Genomic DNA, 24056 nt, shown 5'->3' on the forward strand with positions numbered 1-24056 from the left:
GCCCGACACCTACCGCGCCATCGCCAGCCTCGTCTCCGACCGCACCGTCACCGCCTGAAAGCAGACCACGACCAGGCCAAACACGCCTCACCCGCTATTTACGCACCATCTCGTAAGTGGCCCGAGCGGGGGAATCCGGCTGGCCGCTGACGCGCGGGGGGAGAGCGGAGCCCGTCGGTCCCCTTGGTGCAGTCATGAACAGGTCGTGCCGGCTACATGCTGTCGCGTACGGACTGACCCCAGGACGCTCCGTCGGTGTGGGTGCCTGCGAAGTCGGGGTCTTCGTAGATGTGGAGCCTCTTGATCTTTTCGCCCTGGAACTCGAACACGTTGCAGAAGAGTCCGAAGGTTGAGGATCCGTCGGGGAACTCCACACCGGATGTCGTCTTTCCCTTGACGGCCCCTTCGACGACGACGTAGTCGCCGGACGTGAGGACGTTGAAGTGGGCGATGTCGTGCTCGATGTCAGCGATGCCCCGGGCGAAGCCTTGGGCGAAGGCCCCGATCTGCGCCAGGCCCTTGGCGGTTCCGAACTTCGGGAAGAACATCTGCGCGTCGTCCGTGAAGAGTTCGAGGAGTGCCGGATCGGCGGCATCGACCAGGCGGAAGTACTGGATGGCTGTTGCTTCGCGCTGCGCGTGGAGGTCGTTTTCGTTCATGGTTCGTTCCAATTTCCGTGTTGCCGATGCTCGTGTTTTCCATGGAGCACCGTTTCAGCCTGATTCGTTTGAGGAGTCGCGTCGGCCGGCCGAGGAGTGCGCGGCTTGGCACCACCTGGTCTGACGACTGGGAGGCCTGTACGCGACCGGGGAGAGAGATCCGCCGACAGCTGCGGCCGTGTCTCGGCTGACCCTCTGCGCACATGCCCGGCTGCCCCGGGCCGCAGGGGCCCCTGAAGTCCCTCCGCTCAGCTGGCGTTGAACGCCTCGGCGACGGCCAGCGTGTCCTCGTACACGTGCAGGCGAGCGATCCGGCCGTCCTCGATCGCCAGGTGCAGGGCCACCGGTGCTGACCGAGGACGGCTGTTACCTCTCCGGCTCGGCCGCCGCGCTGGCCCGGCAGGACGATGACGTCAGCGAAGCGGCACGGCGCACGTATGACCGCATCATCGCCGTTTTCACGACCGCACTGCAGCGGGCCAGGGCCGCAGGTGAGATCCGGTCGGACACAGACATCGAAAAGGCCGCGCTGAGCCTGCTCGCGGCCATGCAGGGCATCGAATTCCTGCGCAAATCCGGTATTGACGATGCACAGTTCCAGGAGGCGAAGGCAGGCATCGTGGACACCGTCAGCCGTGCTTACGGCGCCAGCCGGGCCACCCGGGGCTGACGACGGGCCGCCCCAGCCGGCTGTCTCGCCATTCACACCAGACCCGTGACCTGCGACTTCACGATGCACACCGCTCAATGGAACCAACAACTCGCAATGAGCGAGAGAACGCGCCGCACGCACGCATCAACCACCGTGACATCCGGCCAGGACATCGGCCCACCCTTGACGCTCAACGAACCGGCAACCGCGAACGGCGTTCCCCCGACAGCCGGACCTGGCCGCAACGGCCGACCGAACGCGTCCCGGAGCGGACCGTCCTGCCTCAGCCGGTGCCGTCCTGCACCGGATAGTGGATGATGACCGCACCGCCGGTGGCGTAGTTGGCGACATCGGCGGCCACCCGCTGGCCATGCGGCGACGCCCGCGCCGCGGCCATGGCGGCGGCGTCAGCGAAGTCGCCTTCGAAGACCGCGAAATACGGCGCTTCTCCCTTCGTCGCCGCCACGTCGAAGCTGTAGCGCCACGCAAGCAGGCCGGGCCAATTCATGACCAGTGGAAGGTGGTTGGTCACGTAGTAGTCGCGGAAGTGGTCAGGGTCGGCGGGCTTGGAATATAGGACCACCAACTTATGCATGACGACCTCCGTCCAGAGACGAGACCACAACACTCCGGGTGACCTGGGAGCTCCTGCTAGGAACTGCCGCCGACCTCGCTAGGTGCGGAGCATCGGGATCTGGGTGAGGACGGAGGTGGTTTCGAGGAGCGCGTGGGAGTCGGTGGCCAGCCACAGCGGGAGGTCGCCGACGAAGGCTACGACATCGCGGAGGGCCCGGGTGGGTCGGGTCGCGCCAGAATCCATAGTCGAGCACACCGGGCTCGGTGGCCGCGGCTTTCGCGAGAGCCGTGAGGGCGGACTCGAAATCGGCGGTGTGCGTGAGTGCGATGTCCAGTACTGCGGTCAGTTGAGTCGTCATATGCGCAGGTTAGGGCTTGATGTGCGGTCGAGGGAAAGACCAGTACGGGATAGGCTCAGAGCGGATCGCTATCAGTCGGCGGGGAGGGCGCGTGGCGCCGGATACGGTGAGCCTGCGGTACTTCCTGGTGCTGGCGCAGGAGTTGAACTTCACCCGCGCGGCCGCACGGATCGGTATCGCACAGCCCGCACTCAGCGCCCGGATGCGCCGGTTGGAGGCGGAACTCGGTACGGCCCTGCTGGTCCGCAACACGCGTAGCGTCGTATTGACCACGGCCGGTGCGGCTTTGGCGGAGTCCGCGCCGCCCGCGCTGGCGGCGCTGGACCGGGCATGGGACACCGCCCGGAGCGCGGCGGCCGGTGAACTGGGCACGCTGCGCATCGGATACAGCCTCAGCGCCGGGGCCGAGACGGCACCGGCCCTGGTGGACAGGCTGATTCGCGGCAACAGCGGACTCGAGGTCGGCGCGGTCCCGATGGCGACACCGGAGATCTCCCCCGCGGTCGCCGACGGCCGCATCGATGCCGGGATCACCCGCGGTGAACAGCCGGGCCGTGGCGTGCGCCGGTTCCTGCTGCGGCGTGCGCGCATCGGGGTCCAGCTGGCGCACCACCATCCGCTGGCCGAACACCCGGAGATCGAGATCGCCGACGCGGCCGCGTATCCGCTGCGACTCCCGGACCGTGCGGCCAACCCCGTGATCCACGATCAGCTGTCCGCGCTGTTCCGAGACACCCGATCACACCCCCGATTCCACACGCCCGCAGTCTCTTTCGACATGTCTCAGCGCGACCTGCGCGACGGGGTCACCCTCGCCCCGGCTGGAGAAGCCGCGGTCACGGCACAACCGGCCGGTCTCACCTGGCGACCGCTGCGGGGCGCGCCCAGCCTGACGATCCACCTGGTCCTCCCACGCGAGCAGTCGCCACTACACCGCCGCATCCGTGCCGTCGCCAAAACCCTGGCGCACGAGCTGCACTGGCTGCCGGACTGACGTGCAAGAGGTCAAGCGAGACGGACGTCTGCGGTGGCGAGGCCGAAGACGTTGCGCCCGGCGGACTTCGCGGTGATGACGACGACGGTGGTCTTGCTGAATGTCCGACACGACCTCGCTGCGCCGGCGGATCAGCATCCGATGATGGCCCCGGGTCCGGTCCGAGTCGTACACCGCGGCGACGTCCTCGCCCAGCCCGAGATCTGGGCGGATGCGGGCCACCACTGCCTCCGGGACGTCATCCAGCCGGGGGAAATAGCCCATCCGGTTGCAGCACTTCAGCTGCACCATCGGTGCCAGCAGGTGGTTGTCCCACCGCACCTGCCCACTCGCCCACGCGATCTCCTCCGTCTGCGGCGTGTGGAACACGTGCAACTCCCGGGCCGACAGGAACCGGACAATCCGCTGTTCCTTCTGGTGCGGCGTCCGTAAGGTTCCTGCATGGCAAAATGATGAGCGGAAACAGGCCGTGCAAACAGCGATTGCCGGCGAGATGCGGCTTCTCGATCCTGAGGTGGCGCTTGCCCGGCCCGGACCCTCGAGCTCCTGGATCCGGAGTTCACCGAGATCGGGGCTTCTGGACGCCGGTGGGACGTGCAGTCGATCCTCGCTGCGATGAGCCGTCGGGTACGGAGGAGTTCTGTATGGCGGCTGACTGAGACGGGTTGGCGGATGTACTTCCTCCAGGGCACTTTGGCCAGTTGAGCAAGAGAACACCGCTCTCTCGGCCGTGATCATGCCGCGGTGCCCGGCCGCAGGCTCGCAGGAGCTAGATGATCAATTCCAAGGGATGCCTGCGGAGGGTGTGGGATGGGGCGGCGGCCGAAGCCACCGCGAGACGGTCAGGCGGCCGGCTGCCGACCCTGGTTGTCGAGGTGGCAGCGGGCGGTCAGGCGTCAGGGTCGACTTCGGGGTGCGTGAACCGCACGGGCTTGCCCAGCGACCGGGCGTAGGCGATTTCGGCTCGGGTGCTGTCTCCGATGTAGTCGCCGACTACGAGCACCTCATCAGCGAGCCGGATCTTCGCCCGGTGCAGATCGTCGAGTTGAGCCTTCAACGCCTCGGCCTCGACAGGATCGGACCCAAGTTCGTGCGGCGACTTCATGTCACAGCCTGGTTTGACGACAATCTTTCTGGCTTTGGTCTCCCGCAGATCGGCCTCGTTCATCTCGGTCATGAAGCGGGTGGAGCCGCAGATCACGACGATACGCGGGAGGCTCAGCTGCTTCTTCGCGTCGGCGAGCTTCTCCTCGGGGGTGAGCAGTTGCGGGTATGACACTGGTTCCTCCTGGTGGTGCGGTCCAAGGGGCGCCTGCGGAGACGAGAACGAGGGTGCCCAAGATCGCTTTGTGGCGAACGACGTGGACATCCTCGCGACAGCACTCTAGGCGCAGCCCTGTTTCAAGCCGCTGCGACAGGTCATCGAATCGATCAACGAGACCTTCAAGGGACAGCTTGACCTCGAACGGCACTGAGGGCGCACACCCGGAGGTGTCATAGCCCGCGTCATGCAACGCATCCTCGCGCTGACCGCCGCGATCTGGCACAACGACGCCACCGGACAAACCGTCCTACGCTCACTGATCGCCTACGCTCACTGACCCCATGGACTCGATCATCTAGTGCGTTGAGGATCGTCGAGTGAGATGGGCCGTGGATGTGCGTCCGGGGAGGTTGGCAAAGGAGGGCATCCCCAGGTCGACGGTCCGCCGTGCGCGGGCTTGCTCTGCATCGAGCAAGGCGAGTTTGTCCTGGGCGCCGGCGAGGCTGGCTTTGAGTCCCTCCATCTCGCCTAGCCATCCTTCGCGTTCGGCTTCGAGGATGCGGGCCAGGAGGTTGTCGCGGATTTCGGTCAGGCGGGGGCGTTGGGCGGGGTCGGGGCGGAGAATGGAGCAGCGGATGCAGGCGTGTTCGTGGATGCATGCGGTGCCGAAGTCGCGGGCGCAGATGCCGACGGAGAGCTTGCGGCGTTCGAAGTGGCCGAGGAAGGCGTCCCATTCCTCGGATGTGGGGGTGCGGCATTCCTCGCCGGTCCGCGGGTCTCGGACGCGGGTGATGATGGTGCTCAGGACGTCGGCGAGTTCCGGGCTGACCAGCAGGACGCGCTCCTGGTCGGTCTTCGAGGGGGCGATCTGCAGCAGGGGCACGACCTCGCCCGTCGTGGGCAGCCGGTAGTGGATCAGGCTGTGATGACTGGCCTCCAGCATCTCCTCGATCCGGGCTCCGGTGTGCTGCAGGAATTCGACCGTGGCCCATCCCCAGGAGGCCCGGCGCTCGCGCTGGCCAGGTCTCGGCGTCGCGCGCAATCGTCGTAGACCCAGGTGGAGCCTGGCCTTTTGGCGCGGGTGAAGGTCTCGCCGAGGACCTCAACCGGCCGCCGACCGGAGCGACCTGGACAGCCTGCAGACGGGCCTGCGCATCGTCCAGCAGTTCTTTGGCGGCGCGGACGACCGTCGGCAGGGCCGGCAGGCGTTGCCGGGTGCGCTGGTCCATGCGGGCCCTGACCCGCTGGCCGTGCCTTTTGACGTTGAGGTCGGCCTCCCCGATCGGGCAGGGCGCGACCCACGGGCCCCAGCGGGCCGGCTCCTCCCCGGCCCAGCGGGCGAGATCCAGGCAGAGGGCCCGGACCGCGATCAGCAGGGTGGAGCCGTCCAGGCGGGGGGACACGGGCTCGTCGTAGGTGCCGTCGGCCCGGTGTCGCCGCACGACCTTTGTCTGGGCCCGCTGCTTCCACTGCACCGCCACCTGCGCCGGCAGGTGCAGCGAGTCGATCCCAGGATGATTCGCTTCCAGCATGCCCGCAGCATCCCGGGGAGCCCGTCCGGAAAGGGCGCCAGATGATGAGCCCGCACAGGGAGGTTGTGTACGTGACTGTGGGAGCCGTTTCGATGTGACTGCGGGAGTCGGCATCTGACCCCGTTTGCGATGTCGGATTGTTTTGATGCCGCTTGGGGGCTTGCGGTGGGACTGCGAGGTGCGCTTCTCCCGCTGGGGGCCTCATGGGTGGCTTGCAGGCGAGGGGTGAGTTGTGCGCGGCAATCTGCCGGGATTGCTGTACGGGCATGTTGCTGCGGGCGCTTCAGCGCACGCGCAACGTGACGTGACGTGACGTGGAGGACGGTCCGCCCGAGCAGCGATACACCGCCGACCGATCAGCCGTGGATGAAGAAGTTCTTCGCGGGGCGGCCGGGTACGTCCAGATCACGCAGTTGTCCCGCGCCATCCGTCCGGGCGGGTGATGCCGTCCATCAGCAGGTCGAGCAGCCGCTCGGCTTGAGCGCGCTGGTGGGCAGCCCCGGCTGCGAGGGTGACGCCCGCCAGGGCCATGAGGATGTCGGGTGAGGGCACGTCCCCCCGGATCACCCCCTGGGCGATCCCGGCGAGACGGAATTCCTCGATCGCGCCGGTCAGTTGCTCGCGCGTCTGCGAGCTCAGCTGCTCGTCGTTCTGCAGGAGGGTCTTGAGCGTGTCCGCCATGCCGTGCTTGGCGGCCAGGTAGTCCAGCACCTGGGACATCCACGTCCGCAGGGCCCGGTCGGCGGGCAGTTCGCGCAAGAGGTCCATGGTTCGGGCGGCCAGACGGGCCGTCTCGTAGCGGTAGGTGGCGTCGACGAGCTGCTCGCGGGCCGGGAAGCGCCGGTACAAGGTGCCGATCCCGACGCCCGCGTCCTTCGCGATCTGCTTCAGGGTCGCGCCCGCGCCGTCCCGGGCGAAGGCGGCGGCGGCCGCGGCGAGCAGCTTGTCCTCGTTGGCCCGTGCGTCGGCCCGGATCGGTCGGACGGACGGATCAGACATGGGGCTCTCCCTCTCGACTTGCCATGCGGAGTCGGCTCCGCTTAGCGTGGCGACGAAGCGGACCCTGCTCCGCTTACTGTGGGACGGTATCAGGCTGCGGCCGGCCGTCCCGCGCACCGCCGCGCTCGCAGAAGGGCCAACGCGCCATGCAGTACCGCACGCTGGGTAGCACAGGAGTCCAGGTCAGCTCGCTGTGCCTGGGGGCGATGATGTTCGGGCAGTGGGGAAACCCCGACCATGACGACTCGATCGGCATCATCCGCACCGCGCTCGACGCGGGCGTCAACATCATCGACACGGCCGATGTGTATTCGGGCGGCGAGTCCGAGGTCATCGTCGGGAAGGCGATCGCCAAACGGCGCGACGACGTCGTCCTGGCGACCAAGGTGTCGAGCCCCATGGGTCCCGGCGCCAATGAGCGCGGCGCCTCGCGGCGCTGGATCGTCCGGGCCTGCGAGGAGAGCCTGCGCCGCCTCGGCACCGATCACATCGACCTCTACCAGGTACATCGGCCCGATGCCGAGACCGACCTCGACGAGACCCTGGGCGCCCTCTCCGATCTCGTCCGCGCAGGCAAGATCCTCTATGCGGGATCGTCGACCTTCGCCCCCTCGGCGATCGTGCAGGCGCAGTGGACCGCCGAGCGGCGGCAGCGCGAGCGCTTCGTCTGCGAACAGCCGCCGTACTCCCTCCTGGCCCGAGGCGTCGAAGCCGACGTCCTGCCCACCTGCGAGACGTACCGGATGGGGGTCCTCGCCTGGAGTCCGCTGGCCGGGGGCTGGCTGTCCGGCCGCTGGCGCCGCGACGCGGCCGACCTGTCCAGCCACCGCACCCAGACGATGCCTTTCCGCACCACGCTCTCCCACTACGACATGGATATACCGGGCAACCAGGCCAAGCTCGACGCCGCCACCGAACTCGCCGGCATCGCCGACGAAGCGGGCCTCACCCTGATCCAGCTCGCGCTGGCGTTCGTCACCACGCACCCCGCCGTGACCGCGGCGATCATCGGCCCCCGCACCGCCGAGCATCTGCACGACCAGCTCAACGCCGCGGACATCAGCCTGGAACCCGTCGTGCTGGACCGTATCGATCGCATCGTGGCGCCGGGCACCAACCTCAACCCGGACGACGCCGGCTACAGCGCGGACGTCCTGGCCGACCCGAAACGCCGCCGCCGCGCCGCCGTTCAGTGAAACCGGGCAGTTCGTCTAGTGACAGCGCACACCGGGGCCAACGGCACTCCTCGGCGATGAACACAAGTCACCGGTCAACGCAGAGTGACGCCGCCGCAAGACGGCGCTCACCCCGCCGGAGCCGATGACAGGCCTGATCGACGGATTCCGGCCGGGACCCAGCGACATCAACCCCTACTGACATCGATCATGGAATACCGCCGCGAGCGACTCCCGAAGTCATCGCGAAACGGCATCCCTGAAGAGTGACACAGCCAGCAGGACGGGGCGGGGCGTGCCGGAGGCCCTGGTTTGCCCCGGATGGGTCCAACGGGGGCAACCAGGGTCTCTCAGGCGGTTTGCGGGCGGCCGGTATCGCCGGTGCGAACAGCGGTGCACCTCCGCTCGCGCGGAGCCGACACGCACGTCAGCGTCCCGGCGCGCACGGTCGGCGGGACACCTCCTCTCCCGCGGAGGTGTCCCGATGATGGACGCCCTCAACGAGGGCCGTCTGCCGTCCGCTTCGCGCCGGCGGAGGTGTCCCGGACGCGTTCGGCAACCCGCTGATCGTGGGCCGTCCGCTCTGCGCTCGCGGAGGTGTCCTGTCCGGCCGCGACGAGGACCGCGCCGAGGTGTCTGCTCCGCGCCTGCGGAGTTGCGGAGGTTGACGAGCCCCAGCGTCTGCTCCGCGCCCACGGAGGTGGCCCGTGGCGCACTGCAGCCCGCCGTGGTAAGCGTGGGGCGGGCAATGCCGTGTCCGGCCGCTGTCTAGCAGTGCATGCCGAGGGTGTCGAGGTCGGCGCGGCGCTCTGGGCTGAGTTTCGTGGCGCGGCGGCGGGTGTTGTCCAGGAACGCGCCGAGCTTGACCGGTTCGCCGTCGAGGGTTTCGACGTGTTTGCGGGGGACGGTGAGGTGGCCTTCGCGCTCGTGGAACTGGCGGGCGGCGGCGAGATTGGCGGCCCACCGTGCGTCCTGCGACCGGGGTGCGCCCGCCGGCGGCTCACCGTCGGCCGCAGGCTGGATCCCGATGGTCTCCAGCAGGGGGACTGTCAAACGAGTGGCTCTGGCCCGTAGTCGGTGGTGACGTCGAGTAGCCGCCCTTGATCATGATCTTGTGGTGGATATCAACTCCCTTATGGGAACGGTGTTTTCAGGGCTGTCGGTGCTGGTCGTCGAGGACGTGGCGGACGGCGGCGACGCGGTGGTGGTCTCGGCCCGGACCCGGGACGTGGCGGTGCCGTGTCCGGTGTGCGGGACGCCGACGGTGAAGGTGCACGGTTATCACCGCCGAACGGTGAGGAGCGTGCCGGTCGATGGCCGCCAGGTCGTCGTCCACTTGCGCGTACGGCGGCTGGCCTGTCCGGCCCTGGGCTGCTGGCGGCAGACCTTCCGCGAGCAGATTCCCGGACTGCTGGAGTGCCATCAGCGCCGCACGGTGCGTCTTGTCGGGCAGATATCCCAGGTGGCGTGGGAGTTATGCGGCCGTGCGGCCGCACGCCTGGCCGGCCTGCTGGCCGTGCCCGTTTCCCGGAGTACCGCGCTGCGCCATCTGCGGCGCCTGCCGTTGCCGGAGCAGGCGGTCCCGCGGGTGATCGGCGGGGACGATTTCGCTCTGCGCCGCCGCCACCGCTACGCCACGATCATCACGGATGCCGAGACCGGCCGGCGCGTCGCGGTCCTGCCCGACCGCGAGGCGGCCACCCTGGAGTCCTTGCTGCGGACATATCCTGGTGTCGAGATCGTGTGCCGGGACGGCTCGGCCACCTATGCCGAGGCCGTCCGCCGAGCCCTGCCCGACGCGGTGCAGGTCAGCGATCGATGGCACCTCTGGCGAAATCTCTGCGACAAAGTCCAGCTCGAGGTCCGCGCCCACGCCGGATGCTGGGCCACCATCAACCCGCCCCGCCCCGGCCGAGTACGCGAGCAGACCACCCGCGACCGCTGGAACAAGATCCACGACCTCCTCGGCCAGGGCGTCGGCCTGCTCGACTGCTCCCGCCGCCTGGGCTTGGCCCTGAACACCGTCAAACGCTACGCCCGCATGCCCGAACCCCAGGCCCTGCGCATCGCCCCCGCCTACCGGCCCACCCTCGTCGACCCCTACCGCGAGCACCTGCGTCCACGCCGTGCCGAGGATCCCGCCGTCCCGGTCACCCACCTCCTCCAAGAGATCCGGGAGTTGGGCTACACCGGCAGCGCCAACCTGCTGGCCCGCTACCTCGACCAGGGCCGTGCCGAAGGTGACCACCCCGTCACCACCCCTCGTCACGCCAGCCGTCTCCTGCTCACCGACCCCGAAATCCTTCGCCCGAGGGAAACGACCCTGCTCGAGAAGATCACCGAGGCCTGCCCGGAGATGACCACACTCATCGATCTCGTACGCGACTTCGCCACCCTGCTGAAACCGGCCGAGGGCAACGACGTGAAACTCACCGAGTGGATCACGACCGCCCGGGCCATCGACCTGCCTCACCTGCGCAGCTTCACCAACGGTCTCGAAATCGACCGGTCCGCCGTGAACGCCGGCCTCACCGTGCCCTACCACAACGGCCGCACCGAAGGCGTCAACACCCGCACCAAGAGGATCATGAGGCAGATGCACGGACGCGCCGGATTCGACCTCCTCCGCCACCGCATCCTTCTGCCCTGATACTCCAGCCGTAGATCGCTGGTGCGACGTCCGACCGACCACGCCTACGGGTGCGTGTCCGTGATCGCGATGACCTCGTCGAGGCGGTCCAGGGCGGCCTGCAGGTCGTCGACCTTGGCCTGGATGCGGCCGCGCTCGGCGCGCAGCATGGCTCGTTGCTCGGCGTCGGTGTGCCCGGTGTCCCAGCATGGAAGGAGTTCCGCGATCCTTCGGCTGGTCAGACCGGCGGCGAACATCTGCTGGAAGAAGCGCACCAGGGTGACGGTGTCCTGCCGGTAGAGGCGCTGGCCGGACGGGCTGCGCTCCGCGATGAGCAGCCCCTGCTGCTCGTAGTAGCGCACGGCGCGTACCGAGACGCCGGCGCCCCGTGCCACCTCGCCGATGCGGACCAGCCGCTCGGCCGCAGCCTCCGTGACGGTCATGGTGATTCCTCTCGCCCCGGTCCTGACGGCCAGCACTTGCCTCTGACGCCGGCGTCAGGTTTTAGCGTACCGGGCATGGATATCAACAACTCCGTCGCCCTTGTCACCGGAGCCAACCGCGGCCTGGGCCGCGCCTTCGCCCAGCGCCTGCTCGAACGGGGCGCCCACAAGGTCTACGCGACGGCCCGCCGACCGGAGACCGTGGACATGCCCGGGGTCGAGGTGCTCCCCCTCGACATCGCCGATCCCGCATCCGTGCGGGCCGCCGCCGAGGCCGCCCCGGACGTCTCGCTACTCATCAACAACGCGGGAATCAGTACAGGGACCGACCTGGTGACCGGTTCGCTGGACGCGGTGCGGCACGAGCTGGAGACCAACATGTTCGGCCACCTGGGAATGATCCGGGAATTCGCGCCGGCGCTCGCCAGGAACGGCGGGGGCGCGATCGTCAACGTCCTCTCCGCCATGTCGTGGTTCGGGGGCAAGGGCGCCAATGCCTACCACCTGACCAAGGCCGCCGCCTGGGCCATGACCAACGGCGTCCGCCTGGAGCTCGCCGAGCAGGGCACGCTCGTCACAGCGGTACACCTCGGCCTGGCCGACACCGACATGGCGGCGGGCTGGCCCGTGGACAAGATCGCTCCGTCGGACCTGGCCGACGCGGCGCTCGACGGTGTCGAGGCGGGCTCCGCCGAGGTCCTCGCCGACCAATGGAGTCGGGACGTCAAGTCCCGGCTGCCGCTGACGCCGGAAGAGTTCAACGCCGCGATGGACCGCGCCCTGGCGGCGCTGATGGCGGCCTGAGGGTCCCTCGGGCAGCGCTGACTTCGGTGTGTCGCTTCTTGCGGTCGGCCAATTGATGCTCCGTCCGCAGTTGTGGATCTTCATGTTGTGGCCTCGCGTCGGCGGTGGTGGCAGTCGCGGGCGCGGGCCTGGTGTCGGCGACGCCATAGGGACCAGCGCAGGCGATGGTCGCGTTGGTCGTTCGGGTATACGGCGGGTAGGGCGAACAGTCGCTGTATTTCGTTGCAGGTGACGGGGATGAGTCCGGCGGGGGCGGGGTGTTCGCGGTGCTCGTCGGCACGGATGACAGCCAGGAAGGCGTGGGCGACCATCGCGAGGGTCACCCAGCGCAGCCAGGGAGTGTGGCGGCGGACCTGGTGCTCGTCCAGGTCGGCGAGGCCCTTGCCGGCCTGGAAGGTCTCCTCGACCCTCCAGCGGGTTCCGGCGACGCGGATCAGGGCGGGCAGCGGTACCGGCCGCGGGCTGAAACAGCGGTAATAGGCCACCTCGCCGGTGGTGCGGTTGCGGCGGATCAGCAGCTGGCAGGTGCCCGCCGAGTGGGTGGGGATCAGGTCGACGGCGGCCCAGTCGTAACAGCGTGGGCCTTTTGCGCCAGCGCCCGCGGACAGTTGCTGCCAGCCTCTTCGGGGCACCATGCGCATCAGCACGTCAACACGGAACTTGCCGACAGGGGTGTGCACTTCGGTGCGGCAGGAGACGGCCATGACGTATCCCCTCCCGTGCGTGGCAATCATCGACAGCAGGGCCGGGTTGCCGCCGTAGACCTCGTCGCCGGTGACCCAGCTGGCCGTGTGACCGCCGGCCCAGAACCTCTCGAGCATCGCGGCAGCGAGCTGCGTCGAGCATCCGGGCTTGCCCGGAGTGGGAGTTTGGATCGATTCCGCAGTGGGACTGTGGACCCTGGACTCGGGGCGGATAGCAGCGGGCAGGCGGAGCGGGGCAGTGGACGTATCTCGTAGCGAGCACGCACGACGTATGTGCATGCTGACCGGATATTCGTCCCCGACTACTGTGGTAGGCGGTGTTCACTCCGTGCGCGCACGAAGTACCGGTGGACGGCCAACACCCCCCCCGCGCCCACATCACCAACCAGCGCGTCATGGAGGTCTTGGGTGAGGGGCTTCTTCTTACGGGCCCCGGCCGCGTGCTGATGGGCCCGGCAGGACGTCGATCGACGCGACCAGCTCCTCCCGCGCGATCACCCGCCGGTCCAGCTCGATCTCGGCGAAACGTCCTGCGGATCGCTCCTCATTGACGCCAGGTCAATGAGGAGCGATCCGCAGGACGCCATGCCTGCCATCCGGGCAATGTTGCCGGCCTCCGATGTGGGCGGCATCGGGGCGGGGCTCGTGCGCAGGGTGCGGCCCGTGGCACCTGGCGGTTCGCCCTGCAAGGTCCAGCTCGCCGGTGAGGGCGGATGTCGACCGATGGCCTTCCTGGTCACGCCCTGGGCCGGCTGAGCCGCCGTCTCCAGAACAGCACCTGAATCCTCCCGGCCCGGGTTGCCGGCGATGGACGACGCTCCCTGTTTTTGGCCCTTCAGTCCCCCGGGGCAGCCCCGGCAGCCTCGGGCGCGCGCGGATTCCGAGGTGCGCCGCGCCCGGAGCTGCGATGAACATGTGTGTGGTGATCGACGACAAGAGTAGACATGTATGCGCTGATGCACCGGCCGTGGGACATGTGCTCCTCCTCACACCCGATATTCGCAGCCGACATGCTCGTCACCGCCTTGACGGGTGATGCGTAGGGCTGCCATGATTGCGTCACCTCCTCAGCCGGTGACTTAGGAAAGTGCCTGGTCGGAGGTGACCCGGACCCGAACCATTCGATCCTGATGGGGAGCACAGTCATGGCAGTCAGCTACACCGCCGTTGTCGACGTCGACGGAGAAGGCCGCAACGGTGGCCATGCCCGTTCCTCCGACGGTCTGCTGGAAACCGGCCTTGCCCTCCCGAAGGAGCTCGGCGGCGCGGGCACCGCGACCAACCCCGAGCAGCTGCTCGCGGCCGGCTGGGCCGCCTGCTTCCTCGGTGCCCTCCGCCGCGCCGCCACCCTCCGCAAGGTCCGGCTGACCAGCACCACCATCACGGCCGAGATCACCCTGACGCACGGCGACGACGGCGAGTTCTCGCTCTCCGCGGTCCTCAGCCCCGTTCTCGGCGGCGTGGACCAGGCCACCGCGGAGGAACTGGCGCAGGCCGCCCACCAGATCTGCCCGTACTCCAAGGCCACGCGCGAAAACATCCCGGTCGTCATCAACGCCGCCGCCGCCTGACCCCGCGGGTACCGAGGACATGGCCTTCATGACGCACACCCGCCTACCGAAGGCCGACCGCCGTCGTCTCCTCCCCAGCGGTGTCTCCGCCGTCTCCGGCGGGCAGCCGCCCTGGGAGACCGGGTGCATCGCCCAGCGGGACCTGCCCGCCGACGCCCAGGTGTGGAACTGGACGGAGAGCGTGCTGCTTTCGGGGTACGGCCCCTGGACGTCCAGCTTTCTCTGAGCCGAATCGCCGCCCGGGACCGCGGCGGCGCACGAAAGGGCCGGTCCGGCACACGACGTGCCGGACCGGCCCGAGGCACCAGGCGGACTCAGCCGCGCTCGGCGGTGAAGGTCAACGGTGCCAGGTGTGCCGGGCGAGGGTGTTCACCACGGCGGTGGCCATGGCGCTCTCACCCGCGGCGTTGGGGTGCACCGGCGCGGCCGGCGTCTCGGGCGCGAAGGTCTCGATCCAGCGCTCACCGGTCGGCTTGCACAGGTCGTGACCGATCGTCGGCGTGTACGTGTTCACGTACCGCGCCCCGCTCTTGCGGGCCTGGCGGGCCAGCATCGCGTTGAGCTCCTTCTCCTTGTCGCGGACCCAGGCGAAGTCGCCCGTGGCCAGCGGCACGGTCTTGCTGGTGCAGCCCACGCCGTCGTCGGGGAAGAGGTCGGGGTAACCGACGACCACGATCTCGGCGTGCGGCGCGCGGTGGTGGACGGCGCGCAGCACCTTCGCGACCTCGGGCGCGGTCTGGCCGATCGCGTCCGAGATCTGGTCCGTCCCGGTGCCCGTGAAGTGGGCCTGGCAGGGAGTGCCGGTCGGGTCGGTGGCCGTCAGCTGGGCGCAGGTGCCCAGCACGGTCGAGAAGCCGATGTCGTTGCCGCCGATGGTGACGGTGGCCAGGTCGGTTCCCCGGTTGAGGGCGTCGAGCTGGGCCGGCACCCCGTCGGTCTGCGAGGCCCCCATGTCGGCGGTGGTGGCACCCGAGCAGCTGACGTCCGTCAGCGTCGCGCCCCGCGACTGCGCCACCAGCGAGGGGTAGTTCTGGCTGGAACGCAGGCAGATCGCGTCCACCTGGGTGGGCACGAGCGGCGCGGAGGCGTACGAGTCGCCCAGTGCGACGTAGTCCACCCTGCTCTCCGCGGTCGTGCTCGCCGCGGCCGGTCCGGCCGCGGCGAGGGCCGCACCGGCGGAAAGCAGTGCGGCACCCACCGTAAGTGCGCGTTCGGCGCGTGAGGTGGGAAACAGTTTCCTCAAGATCTGTCCTTCCGTGATCGGTTGAGGGCCTCGCCCAGGGCGAGCCCCCAATGTTCACACGTATCTGTGGGCCATCAGGTGCCGAGGGCACCGGTAACGAATCAGTGAAGGCTGCTTAAGACCCGTGGGAGCCGTGCCCGCCGGAACACACCGTCAGGTGACTGATGCGGGACGTGTGACCGGCGACCGACGCTGGCTCCCGGCACGTGGCCGAACAAGTCGTGGCCCAAGCCGTGGCCGAACAAGTCGTCGCCGTACGAACCAACCATCGAAAGCGAAAGCATCGCCATGGACATGAAGCTCGAAGTCGTCATTCTGCCGGTCTCCGACGTGGACCGCGCCAAGGGTTTCTACGTGGAGCGGCTCGGCTGGCGCCTCGACGCCGACTTCCCGATCAACGACGGTTACCGGATCGTGCAGGTGACCCCGCCGGGCTCCGAGTGCTCGATCATTTTCGGGCAGGGCCTCACCACGCAGGAACCGGGCACGCTGCACGGCCTCCAGCTGACCGTCACCGACATCGTCAAGGCGCAGGAGGAGCTGGAGTCCCGCGGAGTGCCGGTCGACGGACCGTTCCAGGACGAGGCCGGCGCCTTCCACCACGCCGGCGGCACCCACCGGGTGCCGGGCGCCCACCCCGAGCGCGCCAGCTACGGCACCTTCGCGGCCTTCAAGGACGTCGACGGCAACGAGTGGTTCCTCCAGGAGATCACCGAGCGCGCCCCCGGCCGCTGAGACCCGGTCCCGGCGCCCCCCTGCCGCGCCGGGACCGTCCCCCTCGCCGGCCACGACACCCGTCCCACCGGCGTCCGACACGGCGCCGCCCGGCCGCCCGGCCGGAAATCCATCCACCGGAGGACACATGACGACCGACGACACCCGCACCTATGACGTCATCGTGATCGGCGCGGGGCCGGTCGGCGAGAACGTGGCGGACCGCACCACGGCTGCGGGCCTGAGCACCGTCATCGTGGAGAACGAACTGGTCGGCGGCGAATGCTCGTACTGGGCCTGCGAACCCAGCAAGGCACTGCTCCGCCCCGTCCTGCTCCGTGCCGACGCCGTGCACGTGCCCGGTCTCGGCCCGGCCGTCGGCGGCCCGTTGGACACGAAGGCCGTCCTGGCGCACCGCGACCGCATGTCCGCCGACTGGAAGGACGACGGGCAGGTCGAGTGGCTCAGGTCGGCGGGCATCGAGCTGGTGCGCGGCCACGGACGGCTGGCGGGGGAGCGCGAGGTGACCGTACGGACCCCCGAGGGCGACACGGTCCGGCTGCGCGCCCGGCACGCCGTCACCGTCTGCACCGGCAGCCGGGCGGCCCTGCCCGCGCTGCCCGGCATCGACACCGTGCGGCCCTGGACCAGCCGGGAGGCGACCAGCGCCCAGGAGGCGCCCGGGCGCCTGGTGGTCGTCGGGGCCGGAGTGGTCGGGGTCGAGATGGCCACCGCCTGGCAGGCCCTGGGCACCCAGGTGACCCTGCTCGCCCGTGAGGACGGTCTGCTGCCCCGTCTTGAACCCTTCGCCGGCGAACTCGTCACCGAGCGCCTGCGGGAGGCCGGCGCCGACGTACGCTTCGGCACCGAGGCCGTCGCCGTGCGCCGCGAAGGCGAGGGGCCCGGTGGCGAGCGGCGGGACGGCGAGGTGCGGGACGGCGAGGTGCGGGTCACGCTGTCGGACGGCGGTGAACTCGCCGCCGACGAGATCCTGTTCGCCACCGGCCGCGTGCCCAACTCCACGGACGTCGGGCTCGACACCGTCGGACTCACCCCGGGGGAGTGGCTCACCACCGACGACAGCCTGACCGTCACCGCCGTACCGGGCCAATGGCTGTACGCCGTCGGCGACGTCAACCGCCGGGCGCTCTTCACCCACCAGGGCAAGTACCAGGCCCGGACAGCCGGTGCCGTCATCGCCGCCCGCGCCCGGGGTGAGGAACTCGACACCGGCCGCTGGGCCCGGCACAGCACCACGGCCGACATCGAGGCCGTCCCCGGCGTCGTCTTCACCGACCCCGAGGTCGCCACCGTGGGTCTGACCACCGCCGAGGCCCAGCGCACCGGCCGTGCCGTCGAGGTCGTCGACTACGAGATCGGCCATCTCGCGGGGGCTCTCCAGTACCGCCCCGACTACCGCGGCCGGGCCCGCATCCTGATCGACCGGGACCGCCAGGTCGTCGTCGGCGCGACCTTCGCCGGACCGGGCGTCGGTGAACTGCTGTACTCGGCCACCGTCGCCATCACCGGCGAGGTGCCCGTCGAGCGGCTGTGGCACGCCGTACCCGCCTTCCCCACCATCAGCGAGGTGTGGCTGCGCCTGCTGGAGACGAGGCGGGACGCATGAGCACCGCACGCAACCTCGTGCTCGTCGTCCTCGGCCTGCCGTCCGGACGGACCGTGGAACAGGGCGACCTGTCCCTGGCGCTGGCCGGCGCCGAGGCCGTCGACCTCCTGGAGAGCGGGGCGCTGACCCTGGACGGTGAGCGCATGGTGCCCGGCGTGCGCACGGCGGCGGGCGATCCACTGCTGGACGAGGCGGCCGCCGCGCTGGTCCGGCGCGAGCCGTACGAGACGGTGGCCGACTGGCTGTGGCGCCGCGGGGACGGACTCACCGCCGCTTACGTCGAGGACCTGACGCGGGTCGGGCTCGTCGTACGCCCCCGGCGCCGTGGACTGTCCGTGCGCGGCACCGACACCGTGCCCGCCGACACGTCGGAGCGCCGTCGCGCCGAGGAACGCCTGGCCTCCGGCGATCCCGTCCTCGCCGCCCTGACGGCAGCGCTGGAGGCCGGGGACCCGCCCCCGGACGCCGGGGAGCCGGGGGAGGCGGTCACGACGGTACTGGCCGCCGTCGGGAACGCGGTGACGGAACTGGAGGCGGCCCGACTGCGCCGGGACGTGGAACACGCGGCCTTCGACAACATGTGGCGGGCCTAGCGGGCAGCGGTTCGCGCCGGCGATCACCGGTCCGCCCCCGGGTGGGCCGGTGTGAACACCGGCCGCCGGACGTGTCGTTCCGGGCGGGTAGGATCAAAACACATGTGAGTCAACCACTCACACCTACCTCGCGGAGTAGGACGGATGGCCGGACCGGGTTTTCGGCACCGGGCGGACATCGCCCTGCGCAGTGGTGCGCCCGCAGTCCGTCCTGGACGTGGCGGTGGCCGCGTACGAGGCGAGCGCCGGCGACCTGCTGACGGTGGGGGGCGGGATGGTGCAGTACCAGTACCTGGGTGACAGCCCGCCGGGACCCGCGAGGCCGTGCTGGGGGCGCTCCCGGGTCGTTACCGGCAGGTGCTCCCGGATCGGGGCTCCGGCTGGGCGGCCGTCGCCGCGCGGCTGACCCAGCGGTTGCTCAACGTGGGGGAGCGGTGGGCGGACGCGGCACTGGCCGATCTCGCCGTGCGCGGCACCGACGACTGGCACGCCGGCGGTGGCCTGGGAACGGACGGCCCGCGCACTGCTCGGCCGGGTCGGCGAGGGGGAGGCGCGCGGGAGCATCCTGTCCTGGCTGCCCCTGGTGGGAGGTGGCGCGACTGGCGGACGCGGTTCTGTAGGCGGCCCCGCCCGGTACACCGTTCTCAGGTGTCCCGCCGCAGCCTACTTGATCACGGTGTACATGACGGAGCGCTTCTGCTTGTGGCGCCGGATACGTCCCTTCGCGACCAGGGACTCAAGGGTGTTGCGCACCACCTGCGGGGTGGGGTTGCGGTCCGGGAACTTCTCCATGAGCTCCTCCCGCAACTCCTTCGCCAGCCGCGGCTCCTCGTACTGGCCGAGCAGGTCGGCCAGCAGGTCACCGAGCAGAGGCTGACGCGACTTCCCCTTCGCGCCGGCCTTCGCCGAGGTGCCCGCCGGTGCGTTCCCGGCCGTCGCCGAGCGACGCGAAGAGGCCGTGCCGGAAGCCTTCTTCGCCTTCGCGGCGACGGGTTCCTCCTGCAACTGCTCGGGCAGGCGGGACGCGTCGGCGAAGCCCTCGTACCGCTCGGCGAGGCTCAGGATGTCCGCCAGGAGGGACTCCTCCTGCTTCAACACCGTGATCCTGTCCGCCAGCTCCTGCTGTCGTCGGCGGTTCTCCTCCAGGTCCGACGCGGCTTGTTCCACGTACCGCGACCGGAGCGTGGCGGCTGACTGGCTGGTCACAACCGTTCACTCCCTCGATATGGATGACGTTGCGCATGGTACCCACGCCGAGGGTCCCGTGCGGATAAGTGTCGACGCCAGACGGTTCGTCGGGCATGTTCACTCTTCACGATAAGCGTTGACGTGCCTGCGCACGTAGGGTGCGCTGACCTTTCTTCAGGCTTTCGGGTCCGGCGACGTCACCCGCACGGGGTTCTCCCCTCGAACATACTGCCCGGTAAGTGTGTCGGCGAGCCGTTCGGCCCGCACCTTATGGACCGATACGCACGAGTGCGGTCAGTCCCGTCCGGCACCAGGTCCCACCAGGCGTACGGAAGCCGGTGGTCACCCGGCGGCGTTCTCGCGGGCCGTCCGCACGGCTTCCTTCGCCGAGTCCTGGTGCACGGGGCCGTGGCCAGGCAGCAGCTGCGGTCCCCGGCCCCGGGACGTGGGATGTGCGGTCACCAGCGCGTCGCCGGTGACCAGAACGCCGCCTCCGGGCAGGAGGCAGGCGCAGTGGCCGTCGTAGATGCCTTCATCCAATAAGATCACACGTGTTCAGGATCTTGGGGGTGTGCCGTTGCCGGCCCCGGAGCACACCTGACGGCCACCCGGCCGCAGGGCGCCGCCGGTCGCCTCCGCGTCCCGCCCCGGCCGTTCCACCGCGCCCAGGTACCCGCACGCCTACGGAAGACAGGAGTTGCCCACGGCCCCGCACACGGATTCCCGAGCGCCACGACGGCGTCCCGCAGCTCCGGCGACTGGGGAGCGTGCGCCGGGGCGGACCGCGCACCCGGACGGCTGCGGCCCCAGAGCGGACCCTGCGGCCGTGACCTCGACGCATCCAGGACCTCCGCCGCCGGGTCCCACGTACCTGCCACACCCTCGGCCCGCACTCCGCCGGACTCCCGCGCGGCCACCGGGCCGGAGGCCACCGCGCGGGCTTCGCGCACCAGCCGGCGCCAGCACACCGACGAGGTGTCCCGGACCATCGTGTGGAACATGGCCGATTCGTCGCGGTGTGCGTGGTTCGTCGACGGCGGCAGTCGGAGGTTCCCGGCCATCGTCACGGCGGTGGTGCGGGCCGCGACCTCCGCACGGGCCGTCGTCAGGGCCTCCAGAACGCTGTCCCCGAGCCGCGGGGCCCGCATCTCGCGAAACCGCTGTTCCCGGACCCTCGCCAGAGCCCCATGGTGCTCGGCGAAGTCGGCAAGGGCCTTCTCCAGACGGCTGCCCGGTGGCGTGTCCATCGTCCTCCTCTGCCGCCGAAGCCACCCGCAGGCGGCATGACCTCGGGACGGCCGTGAGGGCGCCGCTCCCCAGGCACTTTCGCGGTGTCCGCGCGCGGTCCCCGTCCCTTCTGCGCACGCCCCACCTCTCCGACATACCCGCCGCATGCCACCGGCGGGAGAAGAGGTCGGCCGCGCCGGAGGCGCGTCCGGACCGTGGCCCTTTCCGATACATGAAGGACACGAGTGAAGGGCACACTTGGTTCACACACCGGGAGACGACGGGGCCCGCCCCCGGCGTCCGGCGGTACGCGGGCCCCTCACACGTGGGCCGGTTATGCTCCGTGTCGAGCTCTTCGCCACCGCGGCAGCCTCACGTCGCGCGCCGCCGTGGACCGGGTCCGTCGACCGGCACCGCGCACCCGGGCGGAAAGGTGTCCGCAGCGGCGGGAGCGATCCCGTGCCGGACCGCGCCGGGGCACCGCAGGCGTCCGTCACGCCGAGGCCCCCGCACCCCCACCTGGAGGATCCTTGTTCAGCATCACGGTACGCGACCACATGATGGTCGCCCACAGCTTCCGAGGCGAGGTCTTCGGCCCCGCCCAGCGGCTGCACGGGGCGACGTTCGTGGTGGACGCGACCTTCCGGCGGCCCGAGCTGGACGACGACAACATCGTCGTCGACATCGGCCTGGCCACCTCGGAACTCGGCAAGGTGATCGGTGAGTTCAACTACCGCAACCTCGACGACGAGAAGCAGTTCGACCAGATCAACACCTCGACGGAGTACCTGGCCAAGGTGATCGCCGACCGCCTCGTCGAGGCGATCCACGCGGGGACGCTCGGCGAGGGTGCCCGCGGCATCCGCCAGGTGGCCGTGACGCTGCACGAGTCGCACATCGCCTGGGCCGGTTACGAACGCGAGGTCTGACACACGTGCCGGGGCCCGTGCCGCCCGGTCGGCGGCACGGGCCCCGGTCCCTCCCGGTGGCGGTCAGCCGCGGACGGTGACCGGGGGAGCGTTGTACCCCTCGACCCGCAGCCGCGGCCGCCCCGAGGGCACCGCGGAGGTCGGCCACGACAGTGTCACCGTGCGGGTCTCACCCGGCAGCAGCCACAGGTAGCTGTCGTCGTAGAGCGTCGGCAGGACCCGGCCGCCGTCCTCGTCGAGCAGGGAGAGGCGGACCATCGCGGCGACCATCGAGCCGCGGTTGCGGACCGTGGCGGTCGAGGAGCGCCGGTCCCCGTCGCGCGTCACCCGGGTGAGGGAGGCCGACAGCCTCGCCTGCTGGACCCGGTTGAGGGCGCTCAGCGCCTCGGGGGTGCAGCACCGCCAGTAGGTGTTGCGCGACAGCACCCGGCCCCCTCGTCCGCGAGGGTCAGCCGCAGCAGGTGCAGGTCCGGAAGGTCGTCCGCGGGGGCCGCGCCGAACGCCGCCGCCGAGGCCGCCGGGCCGACGTCCACGCGCGCGTGCCGGGTGACTTCGAGCCGGCGGCCGGACAGGTCGTACGTCTCCGCGCTCACCGCCGGCCGCCTGAGCGCCGTACGGGTGTGGTTGACCGAGATGACCTGCCACTTCACCGGGCCGGCCTGGACATGCAGCGGCTCGCAGGCGCTGCGGCAGCCGAAGTGGGCGCCGTTGACGTCGAAGTCGTAGGTCTGCCAGACCGTGCTGTGCCAGGCCGGGTGGGACATCCACAGCATCAACCCGCTGGCGCTGTCCCACAGATTGGCGTTCCAGGCCCCGAACATGGCGCCGCAGATCGGCCACTCCAGCCCGTCGCTGCCGACCATGGCGCGGGTGCTCTGCGCGGTGGAGACCACGGGCATCCCGATCTCGGTGTGGAAGCCGAAGCCCTTGCTTCCGTACGTCGACGGGTCGAAGTAGCGCTCCGGCTCCACCCAGCCGTAGGGGCCGCCGCGGGTGACGATCCCGCCCGCCGAGTTGTTCTGGTAGAGCACCCCCGGCACCTGGCTCGCCACGGCCTTGCGCATCCCTGCGTCGACCGCGGCCGGCGGGTTGCCCTCGCTGGCCCCGCACCACACCGCCACGCTCGGGTGGATGCGGTAGCGCAGTACGGTGTCACGGGCGACGGAGAGGAACGCCTCGTGATCCGGCGGGTCCATGCCCCAGGCGTCGGGGAAGTCGTTCCACACCAGGATGCCGTGCTCGTCGCAGGCGGCGTAGAACTCCTCGCGGTTGCTACTGCCCACCCAGTTGCGGATCATCGTGAAGTTCATGCGCCGTCGCCGTCCGCCCAGTCGTCCAGGCTGAGCGTCCAGCCCGACTCCAGGGGCACCGTGCCGTCGTCGTCGGCGGCGACGACGGCCAGGGCCGGGCCAGGGCCGGGGCGGGGCCGTGGTGGGTGCCCCAGTGGGTCCAGCCCGTGGCCTCGGGGCGGCGGGCGGGGGCGGTGCCGTACACCTGGAAGCCGTTGACGCCGAGCGGGTTCGCGTCCGAGCGCCGCAGGGCCGTCATCCGTACCCAGTGGGCCGTGGCGGGCTCGGCCAGCGGGATGTCCACCACACCGCCGGTGCCGGAGGTGCTGCGGTACATGCTGCGGGGCGGCAGGGCGTGCCCTGCTCGACGAAGCCGTACAGGGTCCCCTCGTGGTGGTGCCGGTCGGTGCTCTGCCCCGGCGGAACGGTGATCCGGCGGAGGATGTGGTCCTCCCCGGCCACGGTGGTCCGGGAGACGACGGTGCCCGTCACACCGGGACCGGCCCGGGTGGCGAACGCGGTGCCCGAGCCGAGGGACGGACACGCGACGGCGGCCGTCGTCAGCCCCGGTCGCAGCTGCGCAAAAGCCTGACACATGTCATTGATCCGGGCGTCCCGCACGCACATGCTCCGTGCCATTGCCTCGCGGTCGTCACACGTGCTCGCTTTGGAACGAGCACCACGGGGTATGGCAAGGCGGCTCGACACGGGTGACAAACAACTCACATCTCGGCGGTCGTTTGGACCCTGTTGAAGCGGGGAATCGGTGTGGCGGACCAGTAAACCCCAGGTGGGACGGTGTTTCCCGGTGGCCCGCGACCGAATCGGGGACATGTGTGCTCGGCGGACCGGGGCACGGCACTCGGGCGGCACAAATGCAGCATT

The 24056-nt window shown here is 70.0% G+C and carries 24 protein-coding genes and 4 pseudogenes; 12 read left to right on the forward strand and 16 right to left on the reverse strand.

Features of this window, described 5'->3' with window-relative positions; all coding sequences use genetic code 11:
• Window positions 1-212 precede the first annotated feature (212 nt).
• Window positions 213-659 carry a nuclear transport factor 2 family protein gene (locus ACZ4UV_RS51560; protein WP_467850109.1) on the reverse strand — a complete coding sequence of 149 codons (447 nt, stop codon included), beginning with the start codon at window positions 657-659 and terminating at the stop codon, window positions 213-215.
• 346 nt (window positions 660-1005) lie between these two features.
• On the opposite strand from ACZ4UV_RS51560, the gene ACZ4UV_RS51565 reads away from it, so the two are divergent.
• Complete coding sequence (locus ACZ4UV_RS51565) at window positions 1006-1329, forward strand: TetR family transcriptional regulator C-terminal domain-containing protein (protein ID WP_467850112.1); 324 nt, start codon at window positions 1006-1008, stop codon at window positions 1327-1329.
• Between the two features lie 265 nt (window positions 1330-1594).
• On the opposite strand, the gene ACZ4UV_RS51570 is transcribed toward ACZ4UV_RS51565, so the two are convergent.
• Together ACZ4UV_RS51570 and ACZ4UV_RS51575 are read right to left on the reverse strand one after the other, a co-directional pair.
• Complete coding sequence (locus ACZ4UV_RS51570; protein ID WP_451021344.1) at window positions 1595-1906, reverse strand: EthD family reductase; 312 nt, start codon at window positions 1904-1906, stop codon at window positions 1595-1597.
• A gap of 78 nt (window positions 1907-1984) precedes the next feature.
• Complete coding sequence (locus ACZ4UV_RS51575) at window positions 1985-2131, reverse strand: hypothetical protein (RefSeq protein ID WP_467850115.1); 147 nt, start codon at window positions 2129-2131, stop codon at window positions 1985-1987.
• A 206-nt stretch (window positions 2132-2337) separates the two neighbouring features.
• Here ACZ4UV_RS51575 and ACZ4UV_RS51580 point away from each other — a divergent pair, with 206 nt between their 5' ends.
• On the forward strand, window positions 2338-3240 hold the full coding sequence (locus ACZ4UV_RS51580) for a LysR family transcriptional regulator (protein ID WP_467850118.1): 903 nt from the start codon (window positions 2338-2340) through the stop codon (window positions 3238-3240).
• Here the strand turns inward: ACZ4UV_RS51580 and ACZ4UV_RS51585 are convergent.
• Both ACZ4UV_RS51585 and ACZ4UV_RS51590 read right to left on the reverse strand, forming a co-directional pair.
• Complete coding sequence (locus ACZ4UV_RS51585; protein ID WP_467850120.1) at window positions 3175-3978, reverse strand: DUF4158 domain-containing protein; 804 nt, start codon at window positions 3976-3978, stop codon at window positions 3175-3177. The two genes, ACZ4UV_RS51580 and ACZ4UV_RS51585, sit on opposite strands and share 66 nt — an antisense overlap.
• 151 nt (window positions 3979-4129) lie before the next feature.
• Complete coding sequence (locus ACZ4UV_RS51590) at window positions 4130-4519, reverse strand: hypothetical protein (RefSeq protein WP_467850123.1); 390 nt, start codon at window positions 4517-4519, stop codon at window positions 4130-4132.
• 121 nt (window positions 4520-4640) lie between these two features.
• On the opposite strand from ACZ4UV_RS51590, the pseudogene ACZ4UV_RS51595 reads away from it, so the two are divergent.
• A pseudogene (locus tag ACZ4UV_RS51595) lies at window positions 4641-4841 on the forward strand (IS982 family transposase); the annotation flags it as partial.
• An 18-nt stretch (window positions 4842-4859) separates the two neighbouring features.
• On the opposite strand, the gene ACZ4UV_RS51600 reads toward ACZ4UV_RS51595, so the two are convergent.
• Complete coding sequence (locus tag ACZ4UV_RS51600; protein WP_467850126.1) at window positions 4860-5546, reverse strand: hypothetical protein; 687 nt, start codon at window positions 5544-5546, stop codon at window positions 4860-4862.
• A gap of 895 nt (window positions 5547-6441) precedes the next feature.
• Window positions 6442-7035, reverse strand: a complete 594-nt coding sequence (locus ACZ4UV_RS51605) for a TetR/AcrR family transcriptional regulator (RefSeq protein ID WP_451021350.1) — start codon at window positions 7033-7035, stop codon at window positions 6442-6444.
• A gap of 146 nt (window positions 7036-7181) precedes the next feature.
• Between ACZ4UV_RS51605 and ACZ4UV_RS51610 the strand changes: the two genes are divergently transcribed.
• On the forward strand, window positions 7182-8231 hold the full coding sequence (locus tag ACZ4UV_RS51610; RefSeq protein ID WP_451021351.1) for an aldo/keto reductase: 1050 nt from the start codon (window positions 7182-7184) through the stop codon (window positions 8229-8231).
• A gap of 747 nt (window positions 8232-8978) precedes the next feature.
• Here the strand turns inward: ACZ4UV_RS51610 and ACZ4UV_RS51615 are convergent.
• Window positions 8979-9263, reverse strand: a complete 285-nt coding sequence (locus tag ACZ4UV_RS51615) for a helicase associated domain-containing protein (RefSeq protein ID WP_467850130.1) — start codon at window positions 9261-9263, stop codon at window positions 8979-8981.
• A 61-nt stretch (window positions 9264-9324) separates the two neighbouring features.
• Between ACZ4UV_RS51615 and ACZ4UV_RS51620 the strand changes: the two genes are divergently transcribed.
• Window positions 9325-10860, forward strand: a complete 1536-nt coding sequence (locus ACZ4UV_RS51620) for an ISL3 family transposase (RefSeq protein WP_451021353.1) — start codon at window positions 9325-9327, stop codon at window positions 10858-10860.
• A gap of 44 nt (window positions 10861-10904) precedes the next feature.
• Here ACZ4UV_RS51620 and ACZ4UV_RS51625 read toward each other — a convergent pair whose 3' ends face one another.
• On the reverse strand, window positions 10905-11282 hold the full coding sequence (locus tag ACZ4UV_RS51625) for a MerR family transcriptional regulator (RefSeq protein ID WP_451021354.1): 378 nt from the start codon (window positions 11280-11282) through the stop codon (window positions 10905-10907).
• Between the two features lie 75 nt (window positions 11283-11357).
• Between ACZ4UV_RS51625 and ACZ4UV_RS51630 the strand changes: the two genes are divergently transcribed.
• Window positions 11358-12086, forward strand: coding sequence for an SDR family oxidoreductase (locus ACZ4UV_RS51630; RefSeq protein ID WP_451021355.1), 729 nt, complete (start codon window positions 11358-11360; stop codon window positions 12084-12086).
• 80 nt (window positions 12087-12166) lie between these two features.
• Here the strand turns inward: ACZ4UV_RS51630 and ACZ4UV_RS51635 are convergent.
• Window positions 12167-12922 (reverse strand): annotated as a pseudogene (locus ACZ4UV_RS51635) (IS701 family transposase); the annotation flags it as partial.
• 1013 nt (window positions 12923-13935) lie between these two features.
• Between ACZ4UV_RS51635 and ACZ4UV_RS51640 the strand changes: the two are divergent.
• Window positions 13936-14361 (forward strand): Ohr family peroxiredoxin, encoded by a 426-nt coding sequence (locus tag ACZ4UV_RS51640; RefSeq protein ID WP_451020524.1) that lies wholly within the window; start codon window positions 13936-13938, stop codon window positions 14359-14361.
• Between the two features lie 28 nt (window positions 14362-14389).
• Window positions 14390-14587, forward strand: a complete 198-nt coding sequence (locus tag ACZ4UV_RS51645; RefSeq protein ID WP_451020525.1) for a hypothetical protein — start codon at window positions 14390-14392, stop codon at window positions 14585-14587.
• Window positions 14588-14698: 111 nt separating this feature from the next.
• Here ACZ4UV_RS51645 and ACZ4UV_RS51650 read toward each other — a convergent pair whose 3' ends face one another.
• The gene (locus ACZ4UV_RS51650) at window positions 14699-15604 is read right to left on the reverse strand and encodes an SGNH/GDSL hydrolase family protein (protein WP_451020526.1); all 906 of its coding nucleotides are present in this window, start codon (window positions 15602-15604) and stop codon (window positions 14699-14701) included.
• Between the two features lie 288 nt (window positions 15605-15892).
• On the opposite strand from ACZ4UV_RS51650, the gene ACZ4UV_RS51655 reads away from it, so the two are divergent.
• The 3 genes from ACZ4UV_RS51655 to ACZ4UV_RS51665 all read left to right on the forward strand — a co-directional run bounded on the left by ACZ4UV_RS51655 (window position 15893) and on the right by ACZ4UV_RS51665 (window position 18538).
• Window positions 15893-16339, forward strand: a complete 447-nt coding sequence (locus tag ACZ4UV_RS51655) for a VOC family protein (RefSeq protein ID WP_451020527.1) — start codon at window positions 15893-15895, stop codon at window positions 16337-16339.
• Between the two features lie 127 nt (window positions 16340-16466).
• Window positions 16467-17945 (forward strand): dihydrolipoyl dehydrogenase family protein, encoded by a 1479-nt coding sequence (locus ACZ4UV_RS51660; protein WP_451020528.1) that lies wholly within the window; start codon window positions 16467-16469, stop codon window positions 17943-17945.
• Window positions 17942-18538 (forward strand): GOLPH3/VPS74 family protein, encoded by a 597-nt coding sequence (locus ACZ4UV_RS51665; protein WP_451020529.1) that lies wholly within the window; start codon window positions 17942-17944, stop codon window positions 18536-18538. The genes ACZ4UV_RS51660 and ACZ4UV_RS51665 overlap by 4 nt, the downstream gene beginning before the upstream one ends.
• Before the next feature lie 663 nt (window positions 18539-19201).
• On the opposite strand, the gene ACZ4UV_RS51670 is transcribed toward ACZ4UV_RS51665, so the two are convergent.
• The 3 genes and pseudogenes from ACZ4UV_RS51670 to ACZ4UV_RS51680 all read right to left on the reverse strand — a co-directional run bounded on the left by ACZ4UV_RS51670 (window position 19202) and on the right by ACZ4UV_RS51680 (window position 20973).
• Entirely contained in the window at window positions 19202-19744 is a 543-nt protein-coding gene (locus tag ACZ4UV_RS51670; protein WP_451020530.1) for a hypothetical protein, read from the reverse strand.
• Window positions 19745-20068: 324 nt separating this feature from the next.
• A pseudogene (locus tag ACZ4UV_RS51675) lies at window positions 20069-20257 on the reverse strand (MBL fold metallo-hydrolase); the annotation flags it as partial.
• A 14-nt stretch (window positions 20258-20271) separates the two neighbouring features.
• Entirely contained in the window at window positions 20272-20973 is a 702-nt protein-coding gene (locus tag ACZ4UV_RS51680) for a hypothetical protein (protein ID WP_451020531.1), read from the reverse strand.
• A gap of 510 nt (window positions 20974-21483) precedes the next feature.
• Between ACZ4UV_RS51680 and ACZ4UV_RS51685 the strand changes: the two genes are divergently transcribed.
• Entirely contained in the window at window positions 21484-21882 is a 399-nt protein-coding gene (locus ACZ4UV_RS51685) for a 6-pyruvoyl trahydropterin synthase family protein (RefSeq protein ID WP_451020532.1), read from the forward strand.
• 63 nt (window positions 21883-21945) lie between these two features.
• Here ACZ4UV_RS51685 and ACZ4UV_RS51690 read toward each other — a convergent pair.
• Together ACZ4UV_RS51690 and ACZ4UV_RS51695 are read right to left on the reverse strand one after the other, a co-directional pair.
• Window positions 21946-23198 (reverse strand): annotated as a pseudogene (locus tag ACZ4UV_RS51690) (discoidin domain-containing protein); the annotation flags it as partial.
• Entirely contained in the window at window positions 23155-23508 is a 354-nt protein-coding gene (locus ACZ4UV_RS51695; protein ID WP_467850138.1) for a hypothetical protein, read from the reverse strand. The pseudogene ACZ4UV_RS51690 and the gene ACZ4UV_RS51695, both read right to left, overlap by 44 nt.
• Window positions 23509-24056: the final 548 nt, after the last annotated feature.

Source organism: Streptomyces sp. NPDC028289 (assembly GCF_055565975.1).

Coding starts and splice junctions, on each gene's coding strand:
- ACZ4UV_RS51560 (WP_467850109.1), bottom strand. CDS start 659: ATGAACGAAAACGACCTCCACGCGCAGCGCGAAGCAACAGCCATCCAG.
- ACZ4UV_RS51570 (WP_451021344.1), bottom strand. CDS start 1,906: ATGCATAAGTTGGTGGTCCTATATTCCAAGCCCGCCGACCCTGACCAC.
- ACZ4UV_RS51575 (WP_467850115.1), bottom strand. CDS start 2,131: ATGGATTCTGGCGCGACCCGACCCACCCGGGCCCTCCGCGATGTCGTA.
- ACZ4UV_RS51585 (WP_467850120.1), bottom strand. CDS start 3,978: ATGATCACGGCCGAGAGAGCGGTGTTCTCTTGCTCAACTGGCCAAAGT.
- ACZ4UV_RS51605 (WP_451021350.1), bottom strand. CDS start 7,035: ATGTCTGATCCGTCCGTCCGACCGATCCGGGCCGACGCACGGGCCAAC.
- ACZ4UV_RS51610 (WP_451021351.1), top strand. CDS start 7,182: ATGCAGTACCGCACGCTGGGTAGCACAGGAGTCCAGGTCAGCTCGCTG.
- ACZ4UV_RS51625 (WP_451021354.1), bottom strand. CDS start 11,282: ATGACCGTCACGGAGGCTGCGGCCGAGCGGCTGGTCCGCATCGGCGAG.
- ACZ4UV_RS51630 (WP_451021355.1), top strand. CDS start 11,358: ATGGATATCAACAACTCCGTCGCCCTTGTCACCGGAGCCAACCGCGGC.
- ACZ4UV_RS51640 (WP_451020524.1), top strand. CDS start 13,936: ATGGCAGTCAGCTACACCGCCGTTGTCGACGTCGACGGAGAAGGCCGC.
- ACZ4UV_RS51645 (WP_451020525.1), top strand. CDS start 14,390: ATGACGCACACCCGCCTACCGAAGGCCGACCGCCGTCGTCTCCTCCCC.
- ACZ4UV_RS51655 (WP_451020527.1), top strand. CDS start 15,893: ATGGACATGAAGCTCGAAGTCGTCATTCTGCCGGTCTCCGACGTGGAC.
- ACZ4UV_RS51660 (WP_451020528.1), top strand. CDS start 16,467: ATGACGACCGACGACACCCGCACCTATGACGTCATCGTGATCGGCGCG.
- ACZ4UV_RS51665 (WP_451020529.1), top strand. CDS start 17,942: ATGAGCACCGCACGCAACCTCGTGCTCGTCGTCCTCGGCCTGCCGTCC.
- ACZ4UV_RS51680 (WP_451020531.1), bottom strand. CDS start 20,973: ATGGACACGCCACCGGGCAGCCGTCTGGAGAAGGCCCTTGCCGACTTC.
- ACZ4UV_RS51695 (WP_467850138.1), bottom strand. CDS start 23,508: ATGTACCGCAGCACCTCCGGCACCGGCGGTGTGGTGGACATCCCGCTG.